At 72.2% G+C, this 26,308-nt stretch carries 24 protein-coding genes; 12 read left to right on the top strand and 12 right to left on the bottom strand.

Features of this window, described 5'->3' with window-relative positions; genetic code table 11:
- Window positions 1-10 precede the first annotated feature (10 nt).
- From HHL19_RS04220 to coxB, 3 genes are read right to left on the bottom strand one after another with little or no spacing between them, the layout of a single operon-like run.
- Window positions 11-409 carry a cytochrome c oxidase subunit 4 gene (locus HHL19_RS04220; RefSeq protein ID WP_169085591.1) on the bottom strand — a complete coding sequence of 133 codons (399 nt, stop codon included), beginning with the start codon at window positions 407-409 and terminating at the stop codon, window positions 11-13.
- Window positions 406-2,139 (bottom strand): cytochrome c oxidase subunit I, encoded by a 1,734-nt coding sequence (gene ctaD, locus HHL19_RS04215; RefSeq protein ID WP_169085589.1) that lies wholly within the window; start codon window positions 2,137-2,139, stop codon window positions 406-408. The genes HHL19_RS04220 and ctaD overlap by 4 nt, the downstream gene beginning before the upstream one ends.
- Complete coding sequence (gene coxB / locus HHL19_RS04210) at window positions 2,136-3,101, bottom strand: cytochrome c oxidase subunit II (protein ID WP_169085587.1); 966 nt, start codon at window positions 3,099-3,101, stop codon at window positions 2,136-2,138. Before coxB ends, ctaD begins: the two co-directional genes overlap by 4 nt.
- 334 nt (window positions 3,102-3,435) lie before the next feature.
- On the opposite strand from coxB, the gene HHL19_RS04205 reads away from it, so the two are divergent.
- Complete coding sequence (locus tag HHL19_RS04205; protein ID WP_169085585.1) at window positions 3,436-4,818, top strand: cysteine desulfurase/sulfurtransferase TusA family protein; 1,383 nt, start codon at window positions 3,436-3,438, stop codon at window positions 4,816-4,818.
- Between the two features lie 406 nt (window positions 4,819-5,224).
- Here HHL19_RS04205 and HHL19_RS04200 read toward each other — a convergent pair whose 3' ends face one another.
- Window positions 5,225-6,199 (bottom strand): carbohydrate kinase family protein, encoded by a 975-nt coding sequence (locus HHL19_RS04200; protein WP_169085583.1) that lies wholly within the window; start codon window positions 6,197-6,199, stop codon window positions 5,225-5,227.
- A gap of 133 nt (window positions 6,200-6,332) precedes the next feature.
- Here HHL19_RS04200 and HHL19_RS04195 point away from each other — a divergent pair, with 133 nt between their 5' ends.
- Window positions 6,333-6,539 carry a hypothetical protein gene (locus tag HHL19_RS04195; RefSeq protein ID WP_169085581.1) on the top strand — a complete coding sequence of 69 codons (207 nt, stop codon included), beginning with the start codon at window positions 6,333-6,335 and terminating at the stop codon, window positions 6,537-6,539.
- Between the two features lie 67 nt (window positions 6,540-6,606).
- Window positions 6,607-8,061 carry a hypothetical protein gene (locus tag HHL19_RS04190; RefSeq protein WP_169085579.1) on the top strand — a complete coding sequence of 485 codons (1,455 nt, stop codon included), beginning with the start codon at window positions 6,607-6,609 and terminating at the stop codon, window positions 8,059-8,061.
- 79 nt (window positions 8,062-8,140) lie between these two features.
- On the opposite strand, the gene erpA is transcribed toward HHL19_RS04190, so the two are convergent.
- A complete protein-coding gene (gene erpA, locus HHL19_RS04185) occupies window positions 8,141-8,497 on the bottom strand; it encodes an iron-sulfur cluster insertion protein ErpA (protein ID WP_169085577.1) in 357 nt (118 codons plus the stop codon).
- 246 nt (window positions 8,498-8,743) lie between these two features.
- Here erpA and nadA point away from each other — a divergent pair, with 246 nt between their 5' ends.
- Window positions 8,744-9,928, top strand: coding sequence for a quinolinate synthase NadA (nadA, locus tag HHL19_RS04180; RefSeq protein WP_169085574.1), 1,185 nt, complete (start codon window positions 8,744-8,746; stop codon window positions 9,926-9,928).
- A 67-nt stretch (window positions 9,929-9,995) separates the two neighbouring features.
- Here the strand turns inward: nadA and HHL19_RS04175 are convergent, their stop codons facing one another.
- The 5 genes from HHL19_RS04175 to HHL19_RS04155 all read right to left on the bottom strand — a co-directional run bounded on the left by HHL19_RS04175 (window position 9,996) and on the right by HHL19_RS04155 (window position 16,443).
- The gene (locus tag HHL19_RS04175) at window positions 9,996-13,118 is read right to left on the bottom strand and encodes an efflux RND transporter permease subunit (RefSeq protein WP_169085572.1); all 3,123 of its coding nucleotides are present in this window, start codon (window positions 13,116-13,118) and stop codon (window positions 9,996-9,998) included.
- A 157-nt stretch (window positions 13,119-13,275) separates the two neighbouring features.
- The gene (locus tag HHL19_RS04170; RefSeq protein ID WP_169085570.1) at window positions 13,276-13,959 is read right to left on the bottom strand and encodes a response regulator transcription factor; all 684 of its coding nucleotides are present in this window, start codon (window positions 13,957-13,959) and stop codon (window positions 13,276-13,278) included.
- Window positions 13,956-15,197, bottom strand: a complete 1,242-nt coding sequence (locus HHL19_RS04165) for a sensor histidine kinase (RefSeq protein ID WP_346768246.1) — start codon at window positions 15,195-15,197, stop codon at window positions 13,956-13,958. Before HHL19_RS04165 ends, HHL19_RS04170 begins: the two co-directional genes overlap by 4 nt.
- Before the next feature lie 148 nt (window positions 15,198-15,345).
- Window positions 15,346-15,624 carry a hypothetical protein gene (locus tag HHL19_RS04160; protein ID WP_169085568.1) on the bottom strand — a complete coding sequence of 93 codons (279 nt, stop codon included), beginning with the start codon at window positions 15,622-15,624 and terminating at the stop codon, window positions 15,346-15,348.
- 21 nt (window positions 15,625-15,645) lie between these two features.
- Window positions 15,646-16,443: a PspA/IM30 family protein gene (locus HHL19_RS04155; protein ID WP_169085566.1), complete on the bottom strand. Its 798-nt coding sequence runs from the start codon at window positions 16,441-16,443 to the stop codon at window positions 15,646-15,648.
- 283 nt (window positions 16,444-16,726) lie between these two features.
- Between HHL19_RS04155 and HHL19_RS04150 the strand changes: the two genes are divergently transcribed.
- The 3 genes from HHL19_RS04150 (at window position 16,727) to HHL19_RS04140 (ending at window position 19,435) form a co-directional block, all read left to right on the top strand.
- Window positions 16,727-17,329 carry a DUF3043 domain-containing protein gene (locus HHL19_RS04150; protein ID WP_169085564.1) on the top strand — a complete coding sequence of 201 codons (603 nt, stop codon included), beginning with the start codon at window positions 16,727-16,729 and terminating at the stop codon, window positions 17,327-17,329.
- A gap of 65 nt (window positions 17,330-17,394) precedes the next feature.
- On the top strand, window positions 17,395-18,171 hold the full coding sequence (locus HHL19_RS04145) for a methyltransferase domain-containing protein (RefSeq protein ID WP_346768245.1): 777 nt from the start codon (window positions 17,395-17,397) through the stop codon (window positions 18,169-18,171).
- 163 nt (window positions 18,172-18,334) lie between these two features.
- The gene (locus HHL19_RS04140) at window positions 18,335-19,435 is read left to right on the top strand and encodes a trypsin-like peptidase domain-containing protein (protein WP_169085562.1); all 1,101 of its coding nucleotides are present in this window, start codon (window positions 18,335-18,337) and stop codon (window positions 19,433-19,435) included.
- A 37-nt stretch (window positions 19,436-19,472) separates the two neighbouring features.
- Here HHL19_RS04140 and HHL19_RS04135 read toward each other — a convergent pair whose 3' ends face one another.
- Window positions 19,473-19,679: a hypothetical protein gene (locus tag HHL19_RS04135; protein WP_169085560.1), complete on the bottom strand. Its 207-nt coding sequence runs from the start codon at window positions 19,677-19,679 to the stop codon at window positions 19,473-19,475.
- Between the two features lie 91 nt (window positions 19,680-19,770).
- Between HHL19_RS04135 and HHL19_RS04130 the strand changes: the two genes are divergently transcribed.
- The 4 genes from HHL19_RS04130 (at window position 19,771) to HHL19_RS36740 (ending at window position 24,716) form a co-directional block, all read left to right on the top strand.
- A complete protein-coding gene (locus HHL19_RS04130) occupies window positions 19,771-20,973 on the top strand; it encodes a bifunctional adenosylcobinamide kinase/adenosylcobinamide-phosphate guanylyltransferase (RefSeq protein ID WP_169085558.1) in 1,203 nt (400 codons plus the stop codon).
- Between the two features lie 82 nt (window positions 20,974-21,055).
- Entirely contained in the window at window positions 21,056-22,135 is a 1,080-nt protein-coding gene (gene cobT / locus HHL19_RS04125) for a nicotinate-nucleotide--dimethylbenzimidazole phosphoribosyltransferase (RefSeq protein ID WP_206324652.1), read from the top strand.
- A 113-nt stretch (window positions 22,136-22,248) separates the two neighbouring features.
- A complete protein-coding gene (locus HHL19_RS04120; protein ID WP_169085555.1) occupies window positions 22,249-24,009 on the top strand; it encodes a phosphatidylglycerol lysyltransferase domain-containing protein in 1,761 nt (586 codons plus the stop codon).
- Window positions 24,006-24,716, top strand: coding sequence for a hypothetical protein (locus tag HHL19_RS36740; protein WP_206324502.1), 711 nt, complete (start codon window positions 24,006-24,008; stop codon window positions 24,714-24,716). Before HHL19_RS04120 ends, HHL19_RS36740 begins: the two co-directional genes overlap by 4 nt.
- Here HHL19_RS36740 and HHL19_RS04110 read toward each other — a convergent pair.
- Entirely contained in the window at window positions 24,656-25,420 is a 765-nt protein-coding gene (locus tag HHL19_RS04110) for a hypothetical protein (protein WP_169085553.1), read from the bottom strand. The genes HHL19_RS36740 and HHL19_RS04110 overlap by 61 nt on opposite strands.
- A 76-nt stretch (window positions 25,421-25,496) precedes the next feature.
- On the opposite strand from HHL19_RS04110, the gene cobS reads away from it, so the two are divergent.
- Entirely contained in the window at window positions 25,497-26,261 is a 765-nt protein-coding gene (gene cobS, locus HHL19_RS04105; protein ID WP_206324501.1) for an adenosylcobinamide-GDP ribazoletransferase, read from the top strand.
- The last annotated feature ends 47 nt before the right edge of the window (window positions 26,262-26,308 follow it).

Genomic DNA, 26,308 nt, shown 5'->3' with positions numbered 1-26,308 from the left:
GGTGGGTGCTCTACTGGTTCTGGTTCTCACCGCGGTAGAACTCGAAGACCCAGCCCCAGATGCCGACCAGGATCAGCGGGGCGGAGAAGTACATGATCCACCAGCCCATCGCGATCGCGAGGAAGGCGAGGGCGCCACCGAGGGCGAGCGAGAGCGGCTGCCAGCTGTGGGGGGCGAAGAAGCCCACCTCGCCGGCCTCGTCCGCGACGTCGGCCTCCTTGTCGTCCTGCGCCATCGCGTCGACCCGCTTGGCCGTGAAGGCCAGGTAGTAGCCGATCATGATGGAGAGGCCGAAGGCCAGGAAGAGCGCCGTCGTGCCGACCGGCTCCTTGGACCAGACGCCGTACAGGATCGCCATGGCAAGGATGAAGACGCTCAGCCAGATGAACATCTTGCCCTGGATCTTCACTTGCCGGCCTCCTTGCTGCCCGTGAGGGCCGCGGCCTCGTGCGGCTTGTTCTCCAGCTGGTCGACAGCCGCGATCTCAGGGTGGTGCAGGTCGAACGCCGGCGATTCCGAACGGATCCGCGGCAGGGTGAGGAAGTTGTGCCGCGGCGGCGGGCAGGACGTCGCCCACTCGAGCGAACGGCCGTAGCCCCACGGGTCGTCGACCTCGATCTTCTTGCCGTACTTGGCGGTCTTCCACACGTTGTACATGAACGGAAGCATCGACAGGCCGAGCAGGAAGGACGAGATCGTCGAGATCGTGTTCAGCGCGGTGAAGCCGTCGGCGTCCAGGTAGTCCGCGTAACGACGCGGCATGCCCTCGGCACCGAGCCAGTGCTGCACCAGGAAGGTGCCGTGGAAGCCCACGAACAGCGTCCAGAACGTGATCTTGCCGAGGCGCTCGTCGAGCATCTTGCCGGTGAACTTCGGCCACCAGAAGTGGAAGCCGGAGAACATCGCGAAGACGACGGTGCCGAAGATGACGTAGTGGAAGTGCGCCACGACGAAGTACGAGTCGGAGACGTGGAAGTCCATCGGGGGCGAGGCCAGGATGACGCCGGTCAGACCACCGAAGGTGAAGGTGATCAGGAAGCCGACGGCCCAGAGCATCGGGGTCTCGAAGGACAGTGAGCCCTTCCACATCGTTCCGATCCAGTTGAAGAACTTCACGCCTGTCGGTACGGCGATGAGGAACGTCATGAAGGAGAAGAACGGGAGGAGCACGCCACCGGTGACGTACATGTGGTGCGCCCACACGGTCACGGAGAGACCGGCGATCGCGATGGTCGCGGCCACCAGACCGATGTAGCCGAACATCGGCTTGCGGCTGAAGACCGGGATGACCTCGGAGATGATGCCGAAGAACGGCAGGGCGATGATGTACACCTCTGGGTGTCCGAAGAACCAGAAGAGGTGCTGCCAGAGCAGGGCACCGCCGTTGGCCGCGTCGAAGACGTGGGCACCGAACTTGCGGTCCGCCTCCAGGGCGAAGAGCGCCGCCGCCAGGACCGGGAAGGCGAGCAGGACCAGGACACCGGTCAGCAGCACGTTCCAGGTGAAGATCGGCATGCGGAACATCGTCATGCCCGGAGCGCGCATGCAGATGATCGTGGTGATGAAGTTGACCGAACCGAGGATCGTGCCGAAGCCGGAGAAGGCCAGACCCATGATCCACATGTCGGCGCCGACACCCGGCGAGCGGACCGCGTCCGACAGCGGGGAGTAGGCGAACCAGCCGAAGTCGGCCGCACCCTGCGGGGTGAGGAAGCCGGCCACCGCGATGATCGAGCCGAAGAGGTACAGCCAGTAGGCGAACATGTTCAGCCGCGGGAACGCCACGTCGGGCGCGCCGATCTGCAGCGGCATGATCCAGTTCGCGAAACCGGCGAACAGCGGCGTCGCGAACATCAGCAGCATGATCGTGCCGTGCATCGTGAACGCCTGGTTGAACTGCTCGTTCGACATGATCTGCGTGCCCGGACGGGCCAGCTCGGCGCGCATGAAGAGCGCCATCAGGCCACCGATGCAGAAGAACACGAACGAGGTGACGAGGTACAGGGTACCGATCGTCTTGTGGTCGGTGGTGGTCAGCCACTTCACCACCACGTTGCCGGGCTGCTTACGGCGGACGGGAACCTCGTTCTCGTACGAGTCCTCAGCCGCGGCACCCTTGGTTTCGTTGGGGATGCTCACAGTTGGTTCTTCTCCGCGTTCCTGGCCGGGTCCGTCTGCTCGATGCCCGACGGGATGTAGCCGGTCTGACCCTTCTCGGCCAGCTCCTTCAGGTGCGCCTGGTAGCGCTCCGGGGAGACCACCTTGACGTTGAAGAGCATCCGGGAGTGGTCGACACCGCACAGCTCGGCGCACTTGCCGAGGAAGGTGCCCTCCTGGGTCGCGGTGACCTCGAAGGCGTTGGTGTGACCCGGGATGACGTCCTGCTTCATGAGGAAGGGGACCACCCAGAAGGAGTGGATCACGTCACGCGAGGAGAGGACGAAGCGGACCTTCTCACCCTTCGGCAGCCACAGGGTCGGGCCCGGGTTGCCGGTCTGCGGGTTCCGGTCGCCGGGGATGCCGGCGTCGTAGACGCCGCCCGCGTTCTCCGGGAACTGCTCGATGAACTTGTCCGGGAGGGACGCGAGGTTCTCGTCCTTCTTCGCGTCACCCTCGACGCCGGGCACGTCCTCGATGTAGTTGAAGCCCCAGCTCCACTGGTAGCCGACCACGTTGATCGTGTGGGCCGGCTTGTCCGAGAGGGCAAGGAGCTTCGACTCGTCGCGCGCGGTGAAGTAGAAGAGCACCGAGACGATGATGAGCGGGGTGACCGTGTACAGCGCCTCGATGGGCATGTTGTAGCGGGTCTGCGGAGGTACCTCGACCTTGGTCCGGCTGCGCCGGTGGAAGATGGTCGCCCACAGGATCAGGCCCCACACCAGGATGCCGGTGAGGAGCGCGGCGGCCCAGGAGCCCTGCCACAGGGAGAGGATCCGAGGCGCCTCTTCCGTGACGGGGGTGGGCATACCAAGGCGGGGGAAGTCTTCCCAGTTGTACGAGCAGCCGGTGGCTGTCGCCAGGATCAGGCCCGCAGTCAGCACCTGCGGCAGCTTCCGCCGCATCGGGCGCCGCGACGAGCGGTCGGAGCCGTTGGGACTCACGTAGCGCCTTCCCGAGAGTCTCGGCCCGCGTTGGTCGGCCACGGCCGTCCGTCTCGCTGGTCGGTCGCCGCCCCGGCCGCGGGCAGGGGTTTGGATGTTTATGCGGACCAAACCCTACTGGACGCTATTTGGGGTCGCGCGGGGAGGGTGCCCAACGCGCCGTCCGAGTCCCCGAAGGGGTGGACGCGAAGGTTCCGGAGAGGGACCGGAAGCGCCCGTTCGGGGGTCTCAGGGCCCACCGGGGCGTACTCCTGACGGGACCTCACCCGCGGCGCCCCGGGGATCCGCGGGAGCGCGGGCGGGCGGACGCCGGGGCAGGCCCTACGGTGGGCGGATGCCGTACTTCGACGCCGCGTCCGCCGCTCCCCTGCACCCCGTCGCCCGTCAGGCGCTGCTGGCCTCCCTCGACGAGGGGTGGGCCGACCCCGCCCGGCTCTACCGGGAGGGCCGGCGGGCCCGGCTGCTGCTCGACGCGGCGCGGGAGGCGGCGGCGGAGGCGGTGGGCTGCCGCCCCGACGAACTCGTCTTCACTCCTTCGGGAACACGCGCGGTCCACTCGGGCGTGTCGGGCGCGCTCGCCGGACGCCGGCGGGTGGGTCGGCGGCTCGTGGTGTCGGCCGTCGAACACTCCTCCGTGCTGCACGCGGGCGAGGCGCACGCGGCGGCCGGCGGCGAGGTGACGGAGGTTCCGGTCGGCCGGACCGGGGCGGTGGACCCGGCGGCCTTCGCGGCGGAGCTGGGCGAGGGGACGGCCCTGGCCTGCCTCCAGTCGGCCAATCACGAGGTCGGCACCGAGCAGCCGGTGGCCGAGGTCGCCGAGGCCTGCCGGGCGGCCGGGGTGCCGCTCCTCGTGGACGCGGCGCAGTCGCTGGGGTGGGGGCCTGTACCGGAGGGCTGGTCGCTGCTGGCGGCGAGCGCGCACAAGTGGGGCGGGCCGGCGGGCGTGGGGCTGCTCGCGGTGCGCAAGGGCGTCCGCTTCGCACCCCAAGGGCCGTCCGACGAACGGGAGTCGGGCCGCGCGCCCGGCTTCGAGAACCTGCCGTCCATCGTCGCCGCGGCGGCCTCCCTGCGGGCGGTGCGGGCCGAGGCGGAGGCGGAGGGCGCGCGGCTGCGGGCCCTGGTGGACCGGATCCGGGCGCGGGTGCCGGAGCTGGTGCCGGACGTCGAGGTCGTCGGCGACCCGGTGCGGCGCCTGCCCCACCTCGTCACCTTCTCCTGCCTGTACGTCGACGGCGAGACGCTGCTCGCGGAGCTGGACCGGGAGGGTTTCTCCGTTTCGTCCGGTTCGTCGTGTACGAGCTCGACGCTGACGCCCAGCCATGTGCTGCGCGCGATGGGCGTCCTGAGCGAGGGGAACGTACGGGTCTCCCTGCCGGCCGGCACGGAGGAGGCGGACGTCGACCGCTTCCTGGCGGTGCTGCCGGGGGTCGTGGCGTCGGTACGGGAACGGCTGGGCGCGGTACCGGCCGACGCCGGGTCCACGCTCGCGGAGGAGCTGGTCGTCGACGCGGTCGGAAGGCGGTGCCCGATCCCGGTGATCGAGCTGGCGAAGGTGATCGGGGCGGTGCGGGTGGGGGGGACGGTGGTGGTCCTCGCCGACGACGAGGCGGCGCGGCTCGACATCCCGGCCTGGTGCGACATGCGGGGCCAGGAGTACGTGGGCGAAGCCCCCGCCCCCGGAGGCGCCCACGCCTACACGATCCGCCGCACGACGTGACCGCCGCCGTTCCGTTGCGGGCCCGCTTCCGCCAGGACGGTGCCCACCCACCGCCGCCGTTCCGTTGTGGGCAGGCGTTCCGCCGGGGCGGCGCCAACCCGCCACCGCCGTTCCGTTGTGGGCAGGCGTTCCGCAAGGGGCGGAACGGGTGGGCACAACGGAACGGCACCCTTTGCGGGTGCCTCCGCACATGCGCCTGAACCCGCACCCGTACGGAGCCGTACATCGTGGTGCGGGTTCAGGCGCCGGAGCCTGGGCGCGGCAGGAGCGCGCCGTCCCGTGTGCCCACCCGTCCCGCCCTGCGGGACGCCTGCCCACACGGGGGGCAGGCCCCGCGCCGGACCCGAGGGTGGGGCACCGCCCCTAGCGGGACGCCTGCCCACACGGGGGGGGTGCCGCCCTGGTGTCAGGAGAGGTGGGTCTGGAGTTCGGTGGTGGCGGTTTCGCCGTAGGCCTTGGTGAAGCGCTCGATGAAGTGGGCGCGGCGCAGCGTGTACTCCTGCGTGCCGAGCGTCTCGATGACCAGCGTCGCCAGCATGCAGCCGATCTGCGCCGCCCGCTCAAGGCCGACGCCCCACGACAGACCCGTGAGGAACCCCGCGCGGAAGGCGTCGCCGACACCCGTGGGGTCGACCTTGGCCTCCTCCTCCGGGCAGGCGACCTCGATCACCGGCTCGCCGACGCGCTCGATGCGGACGCCGCGCGAGCCGAGCGTGGTGACGCGGTGGCCGACGCGGGAGAGGATCTCCTCGTCGGTCCAGCCGGTCTTCGACTCGATGAGGCCCTTCTCGTACTCGTTCGAGAAGAGGTACGTCGCCCCGTCGAGGAGCGTACGGATCTCCTCGCCGTTCATGCGGGCGATCTGCTGCGAGAAGTCCGCGGCGAAGGGGATGTCCCGGGTCCGGCACTCCTCGGTGTGGCGGAGCATCGCCTCGGGGTCGTCCGCGCCGATGAGGACGAGGTCGAGCCCGCCCACCCGGTCCGCGACGGCCTTGAGCTCGATGAGCCGGGCCTCGCTCATGGCACCGGTGTAGAAGGAGCCGATCTGGTTGTGGTCCTTGTCCGTGGTGCAGACGAAGCGCGCGGTGTGCAGGACCTCGGAGATGCGGACCGAGCCGGTGTCGACGCCGTGGCGGTCGAGCCAGGCGCGGTACTCGTCGAAGTCGTAGCCGGCCGCGCCGACGAGGACCGGGTTGCCGCCGAGCTGGCCCATGCCGAAGCAGATGTTGGGGCCGACGCCGCCGCGGCGGACGTCGAGGTTGTCCACGAGGAAGGACAGGGACACCGTGTGGAGCTGGTCGGCCACGAGCTGGTCGGCGAACCGGCCGGGGAAGGTCATGAGGTGGTCGGTGGCGATGGAGCCGGTGACTGCGATACGCACGGCTGGGACGCTCCTGCGGGTGTAAAGGGCGATGACGATCCACGGTAGCCGCTGCGGGGGCCGCTGCCGAACAGTGGAAACTACCCCAGAGTAGGTCTTTTCTCCGGAGCCGGGTGGTGCATACGGTGCGCCCATGACCACGTACCCCGCTCCCCGCGAGCGACACGAGTCCGAACTGAGCCTCGCCGAGCTGCGCGGGGCCAGTGCCCGGATGGTCCCGCACTGGGTGACGCCGGCCGACCCGGCGCCGGTCCCGGTCTCCCCCGCCTCGATCCACGGGGTGGTCGTCCCGGACGCGTCGGCGCGGCTGATCGCCGCCACCGCCGAGTACGGCGGCTGACGGGAGGGAACCGACCGCGCCCCCGCCCCGTCCGACCGGTGTCCGAACGACACGAGGGAGCGTTGCGGTGAGCGGTACGGAGAGCGGACACGGGCGGCGGACCGCGCTCGTCGCCTCGGTGGCGGCGGGTGTGCTGCTGGCCGGTGGCGGTGGGCTGTATCTGACCGCCGCCGGTGACGAGGGCGAAGCGCGGACCGAGGCGAAGAGCGCGGGGGCGGCGGCCCGGCCGCCGCTCCTGCGCCTCGGGGGCGGGAGCGGAGGTACGGCCCCGGGCGCGGGGATCGCGCCGGGCGAGCCCGACCCGGGCGGCGATCCGCGGGGAACGGTCTACAGAGCCGAGGGCCCACTCCCCCAAGGGCCTTCGTCGGCCGCGGTCCACCGGCCGAAGGGCCTGGTCACCTCCGAGGAGGTGGCCAGGCTGGCCGGGGTTCTGGGCGTCGAGGGGCGCCCGGCGCTCGTCGGGGACGTGTGGACGATCCGGCCCGAGAAGGACGGCCGGGGGCCGCGCCTGGACGTGGCGCGGCAGGCGCCGGGGAACTGGACGTACTCCTGGTACGACGGCGGTCCGGCCGGCGACACCTGCCTGAAGGGGAAGGCGTGTCCGCCGCCGGGCGAGACGAAGCCGCCGGCGGGCGGCTCCCCGGTGAGCGAGGCGGCGGCGAAGGCGGCGGCGGCTCCGGTGCTGAAGGCGCTGGGGCAGGACGACGCCAAGGTGTCGGCGACGCAGGTGATGAACGGCTCGGTGCGGGTGGTGAACGCCGATCCGGTGATCGGCGGGCTGCCCACGTACGGCTGGTCGACGGGGCTGCACATCGGCCCGGACGGACGGCCGGTCGCGGGCAGCGGGACGCTGAAGGAGCCGGTGGAGGGCGCGACGTACCCGGTGGTGTCGGCGGACCGGGCGCTGGCGCGGCTGAACGAGGCGTCGAGGCCCGCGGATCCGATCGGCATCGGCGGCTGCGCCACGGATCCGCCGGCCGGGAAGCCCGGGGACGCCGGGGAGGACGTGCCCTGCCAGGCGATCGTGGACCCGGCCCAGCCGCGTCAGGTGCCGGTGACGGGTGCGGTGCTCGGTCTGGCGGCGACGGACACGGCGGACGGCCGGATGCTGGTGCCGACGTGGCTGTTCACCGCGGATCCGGCGGATTCGGCGCCGTACACGGTGACCTCGACGGCGGTGGCGGCGGAGTTCCTGGTGCCGCCGGCGAAGCCGTCGCCCGAGCCCACGCCCGAGCCGTCCGATGGCACGGCGCCGGTGCGGCGGATCGAGTCGTTCACGGCCGGTGGTGACGGGCGGACGCTGGCGGTGACCTTCTGGGGCGGGGTGTGCCACGCGTACACGGCGCACACCGCGGAGGACCCGCGGCAGGTGCGGGTCCGGATCGAGGAGAAGCCGCTGGATCCGGACCGGGCCTGCATCCTGATCGCCAAGGAGATCACCGTGGAGGTGACCCTGGCGGCGCCGCTCGGCGACCGTCCGGTGGTGGACGCGGCGAGCGGCGAGGCGGTGCCGCGCAGGTAGCCGCCGGGTACGCGGAGAGGGCGGTGGCCCGGGAGGTCGGTCTCCCGGGCCACCGCCCTCTTCGGCGCTCCGCGACGGTTTAGCTGAACGAGTCGCCGCAGGCGCAGGAGCCGGTGGCGTTCGGGTTGTCGATCGTGAAGCCCTGCTTCTCGATGGTGTCGACGAAGTCGATGGAGGCACCGCCGAGGTACGGGGCGCTCATGCGGTCGGTGACGACCTTGACGCCGTCGAAGTCCTTGACGACGTCGCCGTCGAGCGTGCGCTCGTCGAAGAACAGCTGGTAGCGGAGGCCGGAGCAGCCACCGGGCTGGACGGCGACGCGCAGCGCGAGGTCGTCACGGCCTTCCTGGTCGAGCAGAGCCTTGACCTTGGCCGCGGCGGCGTCGCTCAGAAGGATGCCGTCGGTGACGGTGCTGGTCTCGTCCGATACGGACATCTACATCTCTCCCGGGTTGTACGGAGACTGCTTGCCGACGGTGACAACCGGCGGTGCCCCGGATTCATTCCGGGTCGGGTGGGATTTCCCTCCTTCATGCTCGCACACCCTGTCCAGAGACGCGGAAGGCGAATTCGTCACATCGACACTATGGCCATCGTCAGAATGACGTGAAGCGGTTATGATAGATAGCGTCATTTAGACGAAAAGGCTTTTGAAGCTCCCCCCGAAGAAAGGGTGCGTGACGTGACCACCGCCCAGAACACCACCCTGGACGTCCAGCCGACGCCGCTCGCCCTGCTGCTGCTCGGCCGCGAGGCCGACCCGAAGAGCGAGCGCGGCGTGGAGTGTCCCGGCGACCTGCCGTCTCCCTCCGACCCGGACCTGGTGGAGCGGGCCCGCGCGGCCAAGGAGAAGCTCGGGGACAAGGTCTTCGTGCTCGGCCACCACTACCAGCGCGACGAGGTCATCCAGTTCGCCGACGTCACCGGAGACTCCTTCAAGCTCGCCCGTGACGCCGCCGCCAAGCCGGAGGCCGAGTACATCGTCTTCTGCGGCGTGCACTTCATGGCCGAGTCGGCCGACATCCTCACCGGCGACGACCAGAAGGTCGTCCTGCCGGACCTGGCGGCCGGCTGCTCGATGGCCGACATGGCCACCGCCGAGCAGGTCGCCGAGTGCTGGGACGTGCTCACCGAGGCCGGGATCGCGGACGTCACCGTGCCCGTCTCGTACATGAACTCCTCGGCGGACATCAAGGCCTTCACCGGCAAGCACGGGGGCACCATCTGCACCTCGTCCAACGCCGAGCGGGCGCTGGACTGGGCCTTCGAGCAGGGCGAGAAGGTGCTCTTCCTGCCGGACCAGCACCTGGGCCGCAACACCGCCGTCCGCGACATGGGCATGTCCCTGGACGACTGCGTGGTCTACAACCCGCACAAGCCGAACGGCGGACTCACCGCCGAGGAGCTGCGGGCCGCCAAGATGATCCTGTGGCGGGGTCACTGCTCGGTGCACGGCCGCTTCTCGCTGGAGTCGGTCGAGGACGTCCGCGCCCGGATCCCCGGCGTGAACGTGCTGGTCCACCCCGAGTGCAAGCACGAGGTGGTCGCCGCCGCGGACTACGTGGGCTCGACCGAGTACATCATCAACACCCTGGAGGCGGCCCCGGCCGGCTCGAAGTGGGCCATCGGCACGGAGCTGAACCTGGTCCGCCGCCTGGCGAACCGCTACGCCGACCAGGGCAAGGAGATCGTCTTCCTCGACAAGACGGTCTGCTTCTGCTCGACCATGAACCGGATCGACCTGCCGCACCTGGTGTGGACGCTGGAGTCGCTGGCAGAGGGCTCACTCGTCAACCGGATCGAGGTCGACAAGGAGACGGAGTCGTTCGCGAAGCTGGCGCTCGAGCGGATGCTGGCACTGCCGTAACGATTCTCCGGCAGGTACGGCGAAGGGGCGCCCCGCGGACTCGCGGGGCGCCCCTTCGCGTGGGCCGCTAGGCGTTCGCGGGTTCCTTCTGCTGCGGCGGGACCCCGGCGTCGCCGCCGGTCCTCGCCGCCCGCTTCGCCGCCTTCTTCGCCGCGCGGCGCTCCTTGCGGAGCTCGACCATCGCGTAGAGCGTCGGGACGAGGAGCAGGGTCAGCAGGGTCGAGCTGATCAGGCCGCCGATGACGACCACGGCGAGCGGCTGGGCGATGAATCCGCCCTCGCCGGTGATGCCGAGGGCCATCGGCAGCAGGGCGAAGATCGTCGCCAGGGCGGTCATCAGGATCGGGCGGAGCCGGTGCCGGCCGCCCTCGACGACCGCTTCGACGACGCCGTAGCCCTGCGCCCGGTACTGGTTGATCAGGTCGATCAGGACGATCGCGTTGGTGACGACGATGCCGATGAGCATCAGCATGCCGATCATCGCCGGGACGCCCATCGCGGTGCCGGTGGCGACGAGCAGGCCGATGGCGCCGGTGGCGGCGAACGGGATGGAGACCAGCAGGATCAGCGGCTGGATCAGCGACCGGAAGGTCGCGACCAGCAGCATGAAGACGATCGCGACGGCCGCGAGCATCGCCAGGAACAGGTTGAGGAAGGCCTCGTTCTGGTCCTCGGAGACGCCGCCGATCGACGCCGAGGCGCCCTCCGGCAGGTCGAGCTCGGCGATCTTCGACTGGAGCGCGGTGCCGACGGCGCCGGTGTTGTCCGTGGTCGGCTTGGCCGTGATCGTCGCCGCGCGGGCGCCGTCGATCCGGGTCATGGAGACCGGGCCGGGCACGAGCTCGACGGTGGCGATGTCACCGAGCCTGACCGGGCCGAGCGGCAGCGCCTTCAGCTGGTCGAGGGTGGTCGCCGGGGTGGCCGAGGTGATGAGGACGTCCCGCTCGGTGTCGTCCAGGGTGGCCTTGGCGGCGGGGGTGCCGCGGACGGCCTGGGCGACGATCATGCCGAGGGTGGCGTCGTCGAAGCCGGCGTCGGCCGCCTTCTCGTCGGCCCGCACGGAGATCCGCGGGACCGACTGGGAGAGGTCGCTCTGGACGTCGGTGACGTCCTCCAGCTCCGCGACGGCCTTCTGGACCTGCTCGGACGCCTTCTGGAGCAGCTCACGGTCGCCGGCCTTCACGACGACGCTCAGGTCCTGGGCGGCGAAGCCGTCGCCGGCCGAGATCGAGGTGTCGCCGACGCCGTCGAGCTTCCCGAGCGCCGACTCGATGGCGTCGCGGGTCCTCTCGTACGAGGCGGACTCCTCCAGGGTCACCTGGAAGGAGGCCTGGTTGGCGCCGGTGCCGCCGCCGAAGGCCGCCATGAAGCCGGAGGAGCCGACGGTGACCTGGTAGTCCTTGACGCCCTCGGTGTCCGCGAGGACCTTCTCGATCTTCTTCGCGGCCTCGTCGGAGGCGTCCAGGGCGGTGCCGGGGGCCAGCTTCTGCTTGACCGTCAGGACCGGCTGGTCGCCCTGGTCGAAGAAGTTGGTCTTCATCAGCGGCGCCATGCCGAAGGTCACGACCAGGACGACGAGGGCGAGGGCCACGCTGGTGAGGCGGCGGCGGGTGGCGAAGCGGAGGACCGGCACGTACGCGCGCTGGAGCCGGCTCTTCGCCTCCTTCTCCTCGGCGAGCCTGCGGGCCTCGTCCGGGTCCTCGGAGGTGCCCTTGGGGGCGCGCAGGAACCAGTACGAGAGCACCGGGACGACCGTCAGGGAGACCAGCAGCGAGGCGAGCAGGGCGGCCGTGACGGTGAGGCTGAAGGAGCCGAACAGCTCGCCGACCATGCCGCCGACCAGGCCGATCGGCAGGAAGACGGCGACCGTGGTGAGGGTCGAGGAGGTGACCGCGCCGGCCACCTCCTTCACGGCCGTGATGATCGCGGACTGGCGGTCCTCGCCGTAGCCGAGGTGGCGCTTGATGTTCTCCAGGACCACGATCGAGTCGTCGACGACCCGGCCGATGGCGATGGTGAGCGCGCCGAGCGTCAGCACGTTGAGCGAGAGGTCGCGGGTCCACAGCACGATCAGCGCGAGGACGACCGAGAGCGGGATGGAGACCGCGGTGACCAGCGTCGAGCGGATCGAGGCGAGGAAGACCAGGATCACCAGGACGGCCATGACGAGGCCGAGGGCGCCCTCGGTGGTGAGGCCGGAGATCGACTTGGCGACGGCCGGGCCCTGGTCGGAGACGACGGTCAGCTGGGCGCCCGCGCCCAGCTGCTTGCGCAGCTCCGGCAGCTTCTCCTCGACGGCCTCGGAGATGGCGACGGCGCTGCCGTCCTTGTCCATGGTGGCCATGACGGCGAGGCTGGGCTTGCCGTTGGTGCGGGTCAGCGAGACCCGGGCGGACTCCTCCTGCTCCACGGTGGCGACGTCGGCGAGCCGGACGGCCTTGCCCTGGGCGGGCTTGATCCGCAGGTCCTGGATCTGCCGGAGCGAGGTGTAGCCGCCGCCGACCTGGACGGTGCGGCTCTTGCCGGCCTCGGAGAAGGAGCCGGCGGGCATGGTGCCGCCGCCGTTGCGGAGCGCCTCGGCGAGGTTCATGGAGGTCAGGCCGGCCGCGGCGAGCTTGCGCTCGTCGGGGGTGACGGAGACCTGGAGTTCCTGGACTCCGTCGATGCTGACCTGGCCGACGCCGTCGATGTCCTCCAGGGCGGGGACGACGGTCCGCTCCAGCTGGTCGGCGAGCGCCTGCTGGTCCTTGTCGGAGGTGGCGGCGAGGACGACGGTCGGGATGTCGTCGGTGGAGCCGGCCACCACCTGCGGGTCGACCTGCTCGGGCAGCACGGCCCGGGCGCGGTTGACGGCCTGCTGGACGTCGGCGACGAGCTGCTTGGTCGACTCGTCCCCGTAGTCGAAGGAGGCCATGATGACGGCGCTGCCCTCGGAGGCGGTCGACGTCAGGCCCTTGATGCCGTCGACGGCCTTGAGGTTGTTCTCCAGCGGCTCGACGACCTGCTTCTCCACCACGTCGGGAGAGGCGCCCTGGTACGGGGCGATGATCGAGACCATCGGAAGCTCGATCGACGGGAACAGCTGCTGCTTCAGCTGGGGTATCGCGATCAGTCCGAAGACGACGGCGACGATGGACATCAGCCCGATCAGGGCCCGTTGCGCGAGGCTGAATCTGGACAGCCAGGACATGGGGTCTCTCTTCTGTGGCGTACGCGTCGGCAGGCGGCGGGCAGCCAGGAGCGCCCCCCAGGCCCCAGGATCGGCCATCCGGGCGACGGATTCCTCGCCCCTCGGGCCCGTTTCCCGGCCGCCGCGTACCGCGTCTGGAGTACGCCGACGGGCCGGGTCAGTCACCCCTCGGGCGTACCAGTCCCGTCTCGTACGCGGTCACCACCAGCTGGGCGCGGTCGCGGGCGCCGAGCTTGGACATGGTGCGGTTCACGTGGGTCTTCACGGTGAGCGGGCTGACGTCGAGCCGCTCGGCGATCTCGTCGTTGGAGAGTCCGCCGCCGACCAGGACGAGGACCTCGCGCTCCCGGGCGGTGAGCGCGGCGAGGCGCTCCGCGTCGACCCCGGCGCCGACCGGGCCGGCGGCGGCGCTCTGGGCGAGGAAGGTGGCGATCAGGCCCTTGGTGGCGGCCGGGGAGAGCAGCGCCTCGCCGGCGTGCGCGATCCGGATGGCGCCGAGCAGCTCCTCCGGTTCGGCGCCCTTGCCGAGGAAGCCGGAGGCGCCGGCACGCAGCGACTCGACGACGTACTCGTCGATCTCGAAGGTGGTGAGCATGACGATGCGGACGTCGGCGAGCTCGGGGTCGGCGGTGATCGCGCGGGTGGCGGCGAGGCCGTCGGTGCCGGGCATCCGGATGTCCATGAGGACGACGTCGGGCCGTTCGCTGCGGGCCAGTGCGGCGGCCTGGGCGCCGTCGGCGGCCTCCCCGACGACCTCCATGTCGGGCTCGGAGTCCACGAGGACCCGGAAGGCGCTGCGCAGCAGGGCCTGGTCGTCGGCGAGCAGTACCCGGATCGTCATCGGTCGTCCTCCCCCGGCTCCCGGGCCGTCCCGGGCGTCAGCGGCAGTATCGCCTGGACGCGGAAGCCGCCGCCGTAGCGGGGTGCGGTGGTGAGGACGCCGCCGAGCGCGGTGACCCGCTCGCGCATGCCGAGCAGTCCGTGGCCGCCGGACGGCTCGGCGGCGGGTCCGGGCTGCGGGGCGCCGTCGTCGAGGACGGTGATCTCGACCGTACGGCCCACGAGGACGACGCTCACCTCGGCGCGGGCGTCGGGACCGGCGTGCTTGCGGACGTTGGTGAGGGCCTCCTGGACGATCCGGTACGCGGCGAGGTCGACGGCCGAGGGGAGCTGGCGGCTGCCGTCGGTGCGGGCCAGTGTGACCGGCAGTCCGGCCTTGCGGAAGCCGGCGAGGAGCCCGTCGAGGAGGGCGAGGCCGGGGGCGGGCTCGGTGGGGGCCTCGGGGTCGCCGGACTGGCGGAGCAGGCCGACGGTGGCGCGGAGCTCGTCGAGGGCGGAGCGGCTGGCCTCGCGGACGTGGGCGAGGGCCTCCTTGGCCTGGTCGGGGCGCTTGTCCATGACGTGCGCGGCGACCCCGGCCTGCACGTTGACCAGGGCGATGTGGTGGGCGACGACGTCGTGGAGGTCGCGGGCGATGCGGAGTCGTTCCTCGGCGACGCGGCGGCGGGCCTCCTCCTCGCGGGTCCGCTCGGCCCGCTCGGCGCGCTCCCGTATCGCGTCGACGAAGGCGCGGCGGCTGCGGACCGCGTCGCCCGCGGCGGCGGCCATGCCGGTCCAGGCGAAGACCCCGAGGTTCTCCTGGGCGTACCAGGGGGTGGGGCCGAAGGCCATGGCGGCGACGGCCAGCACGGTCATGGTGGCCAGGCCGACGCGCCAGGTGGTGGGGCGGTCGGTGCGGGAGGCGACGGTGTAGAGCGCGACGACGACGCCGATGGTGACCGGGGCCGGGCGGGTCTCGCCGAGCAGCTCGACGAGGGCGAGCGCGGAGGTGAAGGCGAGGACCGCGAAGGGTCTGCGGCGGCGGAGGATGAGGGCGACGGCGGCGGCGAGCATCATCCCGACGCCGAGGAGGGTGGGGACGCGGTCGCCGAAGGTGGGGCCGGTGGCGCTGCCGTGGGGGTCGGTGAAGGAGGCGGCGATCATCGCGACGAGTACGCCTCCGGCCAGGGCGGCGTCGAAGGCGAGGGGGTGGTCGCGGAGGTGGTGCCTCAGGCGGGCCGCCAGGCTGGTGCGGGTCACCCGGAAACGGTACGGGGTGCCGAGGGGGCGGGGAACGGTGCGGGTCCGGGGGCCGGGTCGGCGGCTCTGGGCCGCTGAGGGCGCCGTCCGGTGCACCCACCCTCCCCCAAGCTCTCGGCTTCCCTCGCGGAACGCCTGCCCACACCTCCTAGCCCGGGATCAGGCCGTCGTCCGACAGCATGTCCTTGACCTCGTCCAGGGTTGCGTCGGGGGACGGGAGGATGAGTTCCGAGGGTTCCAGGGCGTCGTCCGGGAGGGGGGTGCCCAGGGTGCGGACCGCGTCGAGGAGGGCCGCCAGGGTGCGGCGGAAGCCCTCCTCGTCGCCCGATTGCATCTCGCGCAGCAACTCGTCGTCGAGCTTGTTGAGCTCGGCGAAGTGGCTGTCGGCCAGCTCGCGCTGGCCCTCCCCCATGATCCGTACGATCATGACGCGTCCTCTGCCGGTCGGCTACTGCTTGTCGAAGCGGGGGTGGTTCTGCTGCTGGTTCTGCTGCTGGGCGCCCTGGGCGCCGCCCTCGATGGCCTGCTGCCGGTCGGAGGGGCCTCCGGCCAGTTCGGCCTTCATGCGCTGGAGCTCCAGTTCGACGTCCGTGCCGCCGGAGAGGCGGTCCAGTTCGGCCTGGATGTCGTCCTTGGCGAGGCCCGACTGGTCGTCGAGGGCGCCGGAGGCGAGCAGCTCGTCGATGGCGCCGGCGCGGGCCTGGAGCTGGGCCGTCTTGTCCTCGGCCCGCTGGATGGCGAGGCCGACGTCGCTCATCTCCTCGGAGATGCCGGAGAAGGACTCGGCGATCCGGGTCTGGGCCTGGGCGGCCGTGTAGGTGGCCTTGATGGTCTCCTTCCGGGTGCGGAAGGCGTCGACCTTGGCCTGGAGGCGCTGCGCGGCGAGGGTGAGCTTCTCCTCCTCGCCCTGGAGCGTCTGGTGCTGCACTTCGAGGTCGCTGACCTGCTGCTGGAGCGCGGCCCGGCGGGACAGCGCCTCGCGGGCGAGGTCCTCGCGGCCGAGGGCCAGCGCCTTGCGGCCCTGGTCCTCCAGCTTGGCGGACTGGCCCTGCAGCTGGTTCAGCTGGAGTTCGAGCCGCTTGCGGGAGGTGGCGACGTCGGCGACGCCCCGCCGCACCTTCTGCAGCAGCTCCAGCTGCTTCTGGTAGGAGTAGTCGAGCGTTTCGCGCGGGTCCTCGGCCCGGTCAAGGGCCTTGTTCGCCTTCGCGCGGAAGATCATCCCCATACGCTTCATGACACCGCTCATGGGCTTCGCGCGCCCCCTTCTGACGGACTCGGCACCAGCTCTTCGTCAGGATCCACACTACGGTCCCTGCCTCTATTACCGCACTGTTCGGAGCCGGATGCGCTCCTCCCCAAGGACGACTGGGGCACCTCCCGTATCCGGCGGGAGGAGTAGAAGGGTCTCGGGGAGACCCCTGGCGTGCCCGTGCGTCCTCGTGTGCGTACCGGCTACGACGCCGGCTGTGAGCGGATCGTTCCCTCCCGGACTGGGGTTCCATGCCTGCCACCCCGTACCCTTGGGTTTTGTGTTCCGTAGCCGTTCGAAGGATGAGAAGGCCCCCACCGAGAAGGTGACGGCGGACCTCTCCAAGCAGCCCCGCGACCCCGAGGCCCCCAAGGGCCGCCCGACCCCGAAGCGGAGTGAGGCCCAGACCCAGCGCCGTCGCGCCCAGAGCGCCCCGCTCGACCGCAAGGAGGCCGCCAAGCGCCAGCGTGAGGCTCGGCGGGCCGACCTGACGCGTCAGCGCGAGGCGCTGAACAGCGGTGACGAGCGTTATCTGCCGGCCCGTGACAAGGGTCCGGTGCGCAAGTTCGTGCGTGATTTCGTCGACTCGCGGTTCGCGATCGCCGAGTTCTTCCTGCCGATGGCCGTGGTCATCCTCGTGCTCTCGCTCTTCGGCAACACGAACCGTTCGCTGCAGAACATCTCGCTGCTGCTGTGGCTCGGTGTGATCATCCTGATCATCATCGACTCCATCGGCATCTGGATCCGCCTGCGGAAGCAGCTGAACGAGCGCTTCCCGAACGAGCCGAAGCGCGGCGCGGTCGCGTACGGCCTGATGCGTACGCTCCAGATGCGCCGTCTGCGGCTTCCGAAGCCGCAGGTCAAGCGCGGAGAGCGGCCCTGAGCGCGGACGGCTCGGTCTCCGGCGGCCACGCTCTCGGCGCGGCCGCCACCGGGGCGGGCGGCTCTGTGCTGCCCGTGGTCGTCCACTGGCCCGCCGGTCACGGCGGGCTGCGGGACACCATCCGGCAGGAGATCGTCGCCCGGCAGGTCGACGAGCAGATAACCGGCCGCTACCCGGTGGGGCAGCGGCTGAGGATCCTCGACGCGGGCATGGGGGCCGGTACGCAGGCGCTGCGGCTGGCCCGGGCCGGGCACACCGTCACGGGCCTGGAGGCCGACCCCGAGCTGCTGAAGGCGGCCCGGGAGTCGCTGGCGACCGAGCCGGCCGGGATCCGCGAGCGGGTCCGGCTCATCGAGGGCGACGGCCGCGAGACCGGCGTCCACTTCCTGCCCGGCAGCTTCGACGTGGTGCTGTGCCACGGCGTGCTCATGTACGCCGACGAGCCGGACGCGCTGCTCGCGGGCCTGGCCCGGATGCTGGCGCCCGGCGGTCTGCTCTCCCTGGTGGTACGGAACGCGGACGCCCTCGCCATGCGGCCGGGGCTCGCCGGGGACTGGGCGGGTGCGCTGGCCGGCTTCGACACGGACGTCTACCAGGACGACGACGGCGTGAAGGTGCGGGCCGACCGCCTCGACGCGCTGACGGCGACGCTCGCGGGGATCGCGGCGCCCCTGCACGCCTGGTACGGGGTGCGGGTCTTCACCGACGGCGTCCCGCCGGACGCGGGGCTGCCGGCCGCCGAGGAGCTGGAGCGGCTGCTGGCCGCCGAGGAGCGGGCGGGCCGGACGGATCCGTACCGGCGGGTGGCGGCGCTGCTGCACCTGTGCGGGGTACGGGGCTGAGCCCGTCCCCACGGCCCGAGGGGCCGGTGCGCCGACGCGGCGCGCCGGCCCTTTTCCGTATCGTCTGCTCCCGACCCTTACCCCTGCCCGGTCCGCCGGGTCGTACGCCTGATCGGCGGCGCCCATCGGGACGGGCGAAGGGGGCGGAACGGATACTCCGGACATGGATGCCTCCCGTGCCCGCGCCCGTGGCCGAACCCGCTCCCGTACCCGACGTCTCGTCCTTCCCCTCGCCGCCGGGGTCTGTGCCGCCGCGCTGACGGCCGGGTGCTCGTCCGGTTCCGGTTCCGGGGCGGCCGACGCGCCCGAGCGGACCACCGCGCAGGCGGCGCCGCTCGCCGCGAACGACCTCCAGGACGACTACCAGGCCGTCATCAAGGACGTCCTGCCGTCCGTGGTGCAGATCGACGCCTCGGAGAGCCTCGGCTCCGGTGTCGTCTACGACGACAAGGGGCACATCGTCACCAACGCGCACGTGGTCGGCGAGGAGACGTCCTTCCAGGTCACCGCCGCCACCGGCGGGCAGCCGGTGGCGGCCCGCCTGGTCGCCGCCTATCCGGAGCAGGATCTCGCGGTGATCCGTCTGGAGTCGGTGCCCGACGGGCTCAGGCCGGCCGCGTTCGGCGACTCGTCGACCGTGGAGATGGGCCAGATCGTGCTGGCGATGGGGTCCCCGCTCGGACTGTCGGGGAGCGTCACCCAGGGCATCGTCTCGGCCACCGGCCGCACGGTCAGCGAGGGCAGGACCGGCGGCGGCACCGGGGCGACCATCGGGAACATGGTGCAGACCTCGGCGGCGATCAACCCCGGCAACAGCGGGGGCGCGCTGGTCGACCTGGACAGCCGGGTCATCGGCATCCCGACGCTGGCGGCGAGCGACCCGCAGATGGGCGGCGGCTCGGCGCCCGGGATCGGCTTCGCGATCCCCGCGTCGATGGTGCGGACGGTCGCCGACCAGATCATCGAGGACGGCAAGGTCACCGACTCGGGCCGGGCCGCCCTCGACATCACCGGCCGCACCGTCCTGGACGACGAGTACGAGCCGGCGGGCGTGGCGGTCGTGGAGGCGGAGGCCGGCGGGGCGGCGGCGGACGCGGGCCTGCGGGCGGGGGACGTGATCACCCGGCTCGCCGACGACGACATCACGACGATCACCTCGCTCGCGGAGTCCCTGGCGGACCGCAGGCCGGGAGACGAGGTGGCCGTCACCTACGTGCGGGGCACCGCGACCCGCAAGGCGGAGGTCACGCTCGGCGAGATGTGAGCGGCCCCCGGCCCCGCGGGCGCGTGCGCTGCTGCCGCTACTCCCCCGCGTCCAGGGGCATCGGGCCGTAGATCTTGGCCGCGTCCTCGGAGAGGGTCGCCTGGTCGGCGCCGCCGGCGAGGAGGTCGCGCCAGTGCTCGCCCAGCCAGCTCTCGGCGTCGCCCTGCGTGGTGAAGTCCTCCGGGGTCACCACCGGGGTGACCTCCGTGCCGTCGGACTTCTCGAACCGCCACGTCCATGCCATGTCCGCCTCCTGGGGCTCACCGGATGATCTGTTTCCTGCCCGCAGCGTAGCCGGGCGAGCACCGCGCGCGGGGGCGCGGGAGGATCAGAGCGTGGAACTGACTCTGCTCGGCACCGGCTCCCCGCTCGGCCTGCCCCGCCCCGACTGCCCCTGCGCGGTGTGCGCGTCCTCCCGCGGCGCACGCGCGCGTGCCGCGACCGCGCTGCTCGTGGACGGGGCGCTGCTGCTCGACCTGACCCCGGGGGCGGCGCTCGCCGCGGCCCGTGCGGGGCGTTCGCTGGTGGGGGTGCGGCAGGTGCTCCTGACGTATCCGCACGACGGTCCGCCGGTGGAGCTGCCGGCGGGGCTGCCGACGGCCGGCCGGGTGCCCGACGGACGGGAGCTGACGCTGATCAGCGGGCACCGGGTGCGGGCGGTGCCGATGGACTCGCCGGGGACCGGCTACGAGGTGGTGTCGGCCGAGGGCGAGCGGCTGCTCTACCTGCCGCGCGGCGGGGCGCCGGCCGGGCTCGCGGAGAACCACCAGGAGCCGTACGACCTGGTGGCGGCGGACGTGACGGGCCGTCCCGACGCGCTGGCCCGGCTGCGGGCGAGCGGCGCTGTGGGGCCCGGCACGGAGGTGATCGCCGTCCATCTGGACCATGACGCGCCGGCCGGCGGCGAGCTGGACCGGCGGCTCACGGCGGCCGGGGCGCGGGCGGTGCCGGACGGCACGGTGCTGTACCTGGGCGAGTACCACGAGCTGCCGGAGGTGCCGCGCCGGACGCTGGTGACGGGCGGGGCGCGGTCGGGGAAGTCGGTGGAGGCCGAGCGGCGCCTGGAGACCTTCCCCGAGGTGGTGTACGTGGCGACCGGCGGGACCCGCGAGGGCGACCCGGAGTGGGCGGAGCGGGTGAGCCTGCACCGGGAGCGGCGGCCGGGCTCGTGGCGTACGGCCGAGACCACGGACCTGGTGCCGCTGCTCGCCGAGGAGGGCCCCCCGCTGCTGATCGACTGCCTGTCGCTGTGGCTGACGGACGCCATGGACCGGGTGGGCGCCTGGGACGACGGCGTCTGGGCGGACGGCGGGCAGGCGGCGCTGCGGGAGCGGACGGCGGAGCTGGTGGCGGCGGTGCGGGCGACCCGCAGGACGGTGGTGACGGTGACGAACGAGGTCGGCTCGGGCGTGGTGCCGGCGACGGCGGCGGGGCGGCGGTTCCGGGACGAGCTGGGGCGGCTCAACGCGGCCTTCGGGGACGAGTGCGAGCAGGTGGTCCTCGTGGTCGCCGGTCAGGCCCTGGTGCTGCGCGGGTAGGGTGCTGATCCCGAAGGAGCCGGTCCCGACGGACCTGTGCCGAACCTCGCTGATGTCACAAGGCGGATGACCGATGGACCCCCTGAATCTCGACGACTTCTCCGATCTGATCGAGCGCCCCGACGGCGGGATCCGGCGTGACGCCGAGGAGCGCCGGGAGCGGCTCGCCGTCCGCGCGGGCGCGCTCGGCCGCCTCGACGAGCTGGGCGAGTGGCTGTCGGCCGCCCAGTCGGCGGTGCGGGTGCGGGCGATCGCACAGCCGAAGGTGGTGGTCTTCGCCGGCGACCACGGCATCGCCGCGGCGGAGGTCTCGGGCCGTCCGGCCGGGACCGCGCACGTCCTGGTCCGGGAGCTGCTCGACGGGGAGAGCCCGCTGGCGGTGCTGGCCCGCTCGATGGACGTGCCGGTGCGGGTCGTGGACGCGGGTCTGGACTGCGACCCGGAGCTGCTGCCGGAGGCGGTGACCCGGCACCGGGTGCGGCGCGGCAGCGGCCGGATCGACGTCGAGGACGCGCTGACGCCGGAGGAGACCGAGGCGGCGGTGCGGCTCGGGATGGCGATCGCCGACGAGGAGGCCGACTCGGGCACCGATCTGGTGGTGCTCGGCGATCTGAGCGTGGGCGGTACGACCCCGGCGTCGACGCTGATCGCGGCGCTGTGCGGGACGGACGCCTCGGTGGTGACGGGGCGCGGCGGCGCGGGGATCGACGACCTGGCGTGGATGCGGAAGTGCGCGGCGATCCGGGACTCGCTGCGGCGGGCGCGGCCGGTGCTCGGCGACCAGCTGGCGCTGCTCGGCGTGGTCGGCGGGGCGGATCTGGCGGCGACGACCGGCTTCCTGCTGCAGGCGGCGGTGCGGCGGATGCCGGTGATCCTGGACGGCGTGGTGGGCGCGGCCTGTGCGCTGGTGGCGCAGCGGGCGGCGTTCCGGGCGCCGGACTGGTGGCTGGCGGGCCAGGTGTCCGGGGAGCCGGCGCAGGCGAAGGCGCTGGACCGGATGGCGCTCAACCCTCTGCTCGATCAGGGCGTCCTGGTGGGTGAGGGAACCGGGGCACTGCTCGCGCTTCCCCTCGTCCGGGCCGCGGCGGCGCTCGCCGCCGAGCTGCCCGAGCGTCCCGAGCCGACCGCGGCGGGCGCGACCGTGCCCTTCGGGGCGGTCTGACGGGGGAGCGCACCACCGGATTCGGTGAGGCCCGGAGGCGGCCGTCCGCGACGCGCGGACGGCCGCCTCCGGCGTCGCCGCATGGCAAGCGGTGCCCCATATGATCGCTTTTCATGGGAGAGGTCCGTTTGTCCGCCGAAGGAATGCCGCGGGGCACCGACCGGTCGCGGCGCAGTGCCGCGTTCGCCGTCTGGTACCTCCGCGTCGTCACGTTCGTCAACTTCCTGAGTGCCGTCTGGGTCTCCTTCGGACAGGACCTGCGCCGGCACAACGAGGACGACTACTTCACGCCGTACATGCTGACGGCGGGCTTCGCCTCCGGCGTCTTCACGCTGTTCCTGGCGATCACCATGCGCCGCCGCAAGCGGGCCGCCTGGATCCTCAACACGGTGCTGTGCGGACTGTTCCTGCTGCTCTTCGCGCTGGTGATGATCTTCCCGGAGGTCCGGCAGCACGCCCAGAACTGGATCTCGCTGACCCTGACGGCGGCCTTCTTCCTCGCGCTGCTGCTCGGCCGCAAGGAGTTCTACGCGAAGGGCGACCGCTCCAACCCGCTGCTCGCGGCGATCGTCGCCGTCGGCGGCCTGCTCGTCACCTCGCTGCTCGCCGCCCTCCTGGTGACCGTCACCGACACGGCCGCCGGGCACTCCACCTTCCTGGAGCGCTGGCGGTACGGCGTGATGCGGCTGATCACCCTGGCCGCGGACGACTCCCGCTTCCCGGCGATCTCCACCCCCGGCTGGGTCGACGTGTTCATCAACGTGATGTCCACGCTGCTGCTCTTCGCGGTGCTCTTCGCCGCCTTCCGCTCCCGCCGGGCGGTCGACGCGTTCACCGAGGAGGACGAGGAGCGGCTGCGGGCGCTGCTCGACAAGCACGGGGAGCGGGACTCGCTCGGCTACTTCGCGCTGCGCCGCGAGAAGAGCGTGATCTGGTCGCCGAGCGAGAAGGCCGCCATCGCCTACCGGGTGGTGGGCGGGGTCTCGCTCGCCTCCGGCGACCCGATCGGCGACCCCGAGGCCTGGCCGGGGGCGATCGAGCCGTGGCTCGCCGAGGCGCGGGAGCACGGCTGGATCCCGGCGGTGATGGGCGCGAGCGAGGAGGCCGGGGTGATCTACGCCCGGCACGGACTGGACGCCCTCGAACTGGGCGACGAGGCGATCGTGGAGACCGACGAGTTCACCCTCGACGGGCGGGCCATGCGGACCGTGCGGCAGGCGTACAACCGGGTCAAGCGGGCCGGGTACGAGGTCCGGATCCGGCGGCACGAGTCCATCCCCGCCGAGGAGATGGACGAGCTGCTCCGCAAGGCCGACGACTGGCGGGACGGGGCCACCGAGCGCGGCTTCTCGATGGCGCTCGGCCGGCTCGGGGACCCGCGCGACGGGCGGTGCGTGATGCTGGAGTGCACCGACGGGACGGGCGAGCTGCGGGCGCTGCTCTCCTTCGTGCCGTGGGGGCCGAAGGGCCTCTCGCTCGACCTGATGCGGCGTGACCGGGACTCCGAGAACGGGCTGATGGAGTTCATGGTGATCGAGCTCCTCCAGCGGGCGAAGGAGATCGGGATCACTCAGGTCTCACTGAACTTCGCGATGTTCCGCTCCGTCTTCGAACGCGGCTCGAAGCTCGGCGCCGGACCGGTGCTGAGGCTGTGGCGCTCACTGCTCAGCTTCTTCTCCCGCTGGTGGCAGATCGAGTCGCTGTACCGGGCCAACGCCAAGTACCGACCGATCTGGGAGCCGCGATTCATGCTCTTCGAGAAGAGCGCCGACCTGCCGCGCATCGGCATCGCCGCCGGGCGCGCCGAGGGCTTCCTGGAGGCGCCGGGGCTGCCGAAGTGGATGAACCGCAAGCACCTGGCGGGCAGGCGTTGACCTCCCCCGTACGGCGCTTCGCCCGGCGCGAGTGGGGGCCGCTCTCCGCCACCCTGCGGCGGGAAGCGACGGCCCGGCGGTGGAGGGCGGTGCCGCTGACGCTCACGGCGGTCTGCCTGACGGCCGTCTTCCAGTTCGTGCAGAACCAGGAGTGGGGGTACGGGCCGGTCCAGGCGATCGGCGCCGTACGGGCCGAGGACCCGCTGTGGCTGGCCCTGCTGCGGACCCCGCTCTCGCTCTTCGTCCCCGCGCTCGACCTGCCGGTCTGGGGCGCGCTCGCGCAGGTCCTGCTGGTCTTCGGGATCGCGGAGCTGTGCCTCGGGCGGTGGCGGACGCTGGGGATCGCGTACCTGGCGACGCTCTGCGGCACCCTGTACGCGCGCGTGGGCATCGCCCTGGGCCCCGGCACCCCCTTCGGGCTGCCGGCCTCCGACGCGCAGGTGGTGGACACCGGCCCGTCGGCGGCGGTGGTCGGCCTCGCCGTCTACGTCTGCTGGCGCCAGCGGGCGTACTGGACGGGCGCGGCGGTCGTGGTGGCGATGGTGGTCGAGGTGTTCGTCAAGCCGAACCTCGCGGGCAAGGAGCACCTGGCCGCCATCGCGGGCGTGCTCGTCCTGATGGCCTTCCGGGCGTGGCGGGGGCGGGGTCAGGACGAACCGGTCCCCCGGCCCGGGACCCGCTCCTGGAAGCCGCCGATCAGGTCCTGAACCTTCCGCCGCACCCGGGTCCAGCGCTTGTCGTGCCGGTAGGCGCGGACCGTGCCACGCGCGCGTGCCCGGTGGCGGCGGCGGTAGAGGTGCCGCCACCACCAGGAACCGGGGCGGGCGAGGCGGACGGCGCCGACGAGCGCCACGAACGGCACGAAGACCCCGACGAGCGCCATCCGCAGCTTGCCCTTGACCAGGGTGACCAGGATGAACAGGAAGTTCAGGGCCAGGGTGAGGAGGAAGCCCACCCGGTCCTGGCGCTCCTCCTCGGTGACGTCGTCGACGCCGAGCGGCGAGAAGCCGCTGAGCGGCAGCAGGACGAGCGCGGCGGTGAGCACGACGACCTCGACGCTCTGCCGGCCCTCCTCCGACCAGTACACGTCGTCCAGGTGGAGGATGAGCGCGAACTCGTCCAGGACGAGGCCGGCGCCGATCCCGAAGACGACGGCGAAGGCCGCGGCGCCGAAGCCGTGCCGGCCGCTGGCGACCGCGCCGAAGCCGCCGAGCACGGTGAGAACCACGCCGGGCACGACGTGATGGATGTGGAGCCCGCCCGAGGAGACGTTCCGGAACGGGCCCTTCCCGGCCCGGATCAGCCGGGTGACCGTGCGTGTGAGCAGGAAGGTCAGGACGAACGAGGTCAGCGCGAGGAGCATCGGGAGCTTCCCCGGCTCCAGGATGTTGCGGGAGAACCAGTGACCCATGCCACCCCGTTCCGAAATGCGACCCTTGTCCGATAGGCGCAATCTACCGTCCTGGTCCGGCGATTACTCTGCCCGGATGGACGGCCTGCGTTTCGCCTTCGGCACCCTCACCGTGTTCCCCGCCCGCATCACCCGCTGGGACCGGGACGCGGCGCGCGCCGGCATGGTCTGCGCCCCGCTCGCCGGACTCGTCGTCGGCCTGACCGCCGCGGCGGTCGGCGGCGTCCTCCTCCCCCTCGGCTCGGGCCCCCTGACCGCCGCCGTCGTCACGGTCGCCGTCCCCGCCGTCCTCACCCGGGGCCTCCACCTCGACGGCCTCGCCGACACCGCCGACGGGCTCGGCAGCGCCAAGCCGGCCGAGGACGCGCTGCGCATCATGAAGCAGTCCGACATCGGGCCGTTCGGCGTCATCGCCCTCGTCCTCGTCCTGCTCGCGCAGGTCGCGGCGCTCTACGAGCTGTACGGGGAGGGCTGGGTGCACGGCGCGGTCGCCGCCGTCCTGGCGGCGACGGTCGCCCGGCTCGCGCTCACCCACGCCTCCCGGCACGGCGTCCCGGCGGCCCGGCCCGAGGGCCTCGGCGCGATCGTCGCCGCCACGGTGCCGGTCCGCTCCGCGACCCTCTGCACCGCCGCCGTCCTCCTCCTCGCCGCCGGCACCGGCCTCCTCCTCTCCCCGTACGACGCCGTCCACGCCGTCCTCGCCGCCGGCGCCGGCCTGGCCGCCGCCGCCCTCCTCCTCCGCCGCTGCGTCCGCCGCTTCGGCGGCGTCACCGGCGACGTCTTCGGTGCCCTGGAGGAGACGGCCGCGACGGCGACGCTGGTGGCGCTGACGCTGGGCTGAGCGCCCTTCGACCACTTCGTGACCGCCCGGCGGGCAACCCTCGCCCC

The sequence above is a fragment of the Streptomyces sp. R302 genome (assembly GCF_012927245.1).
Classification (GTDB): Bacteria; Actinomycetota; Actinomycetes; order Streptomycetales; family Streptomycetaceae; genus Streptomyces.
The sequence above is the reverse complement of the archived record's forward strand: the minus strand, read 5'-3'. Positions and strand labels throughout refer to the sequence as shown.

Excerpts from the sequence above, each read along its gene's own strand:
- HHL19_RS04120 (WP_169085555.1), top strand. The coding sequence starts at position 22,249 with ATGGGAGAGGTCCGTTTGTCCGCCGAAGGAATGCCGCGGGGCACCGAC.
- cobS (WP_206324501.1), top strand. The coding sequence starts at position 25,497 with ATGGACGGCCTGCGTTTCGCCTTCGGCACCCTCACCGTGTTCCCCGCC.
- HHL19_RS04170 (WP_169085570.1), bottom strand. The coding sequence starts at position 13,959 with ATGACGATCCGGGTACTGCTCGCCGACGACCAGGCCCTGCTGCGCAGC.
- HHL19_RS04155 (WP_169085566.1), bottom strand. The coding sequence starts at position 16,443 with ATGAGCGGTGTCATGAAGCGTATGGGGATGATCTTCCGCGCGAAGGCG.
- HHL19_RS04205 (WP_169085585.1), top strand. The coding sequence starts at position 3,436 with ATGCCGTACTTCGACGCCGCGTCCGCCGCTCCCCTGCACCCCGTCGCC.
- HHL19_RS04160 (WP_169085568.1), bottom strand. The coding sequence starts at position 15,624 with ATGATCGTACGGATCATGGGGGAGGGCCAGCGCGAGCTGGCCGACAGC.
- HHL19_RS04175 (WP_169085572.1), bottom strand. The coding sequence starts at position 13,118 with ATGTCCTGGCTGTCCAGATTCAGCCTCGCGCAACGGGCCCTGATCGGG.
- HHL19_RS04140 (WP_169085562.1), top strand. The coding sequence starts at position 18,335 with ATGGATGCCTCCCGTGCCCGCGCCCGTGGCCGAACCCGCTCCCGTACC.
- HHL19_RS04195 (WP_169085581.1), top strand. The coding sequence starts at position 6,333 with ATGACCACGTACCCCGCTCCCCGCGAGCGACACGAGTCCGAACTGAGC.
- HHL19_RS04135 (WP_169085560.1), bottom strand. The coding sequence starts at position 19,679 with ATGGCATGGACGTGGCGGTTCGAGAAGTCCGACGGCACGGAGGTCACC.
- erpA (WP_169085577.1), bottom strand. The coding sequence starts at position 8,497 with ATGTCCGTATCGGACGAGACCAGCACCGTCACCGACGGCATCCTTCTG.
- HHL19_RS04110 (WP_169085553.1), bottom strand. The coding sequence starts at position 25,420 with ATGGGTCACTGGTTCTCCCGCAACATCCTGGAGCCGGGGAAGCTCCCG.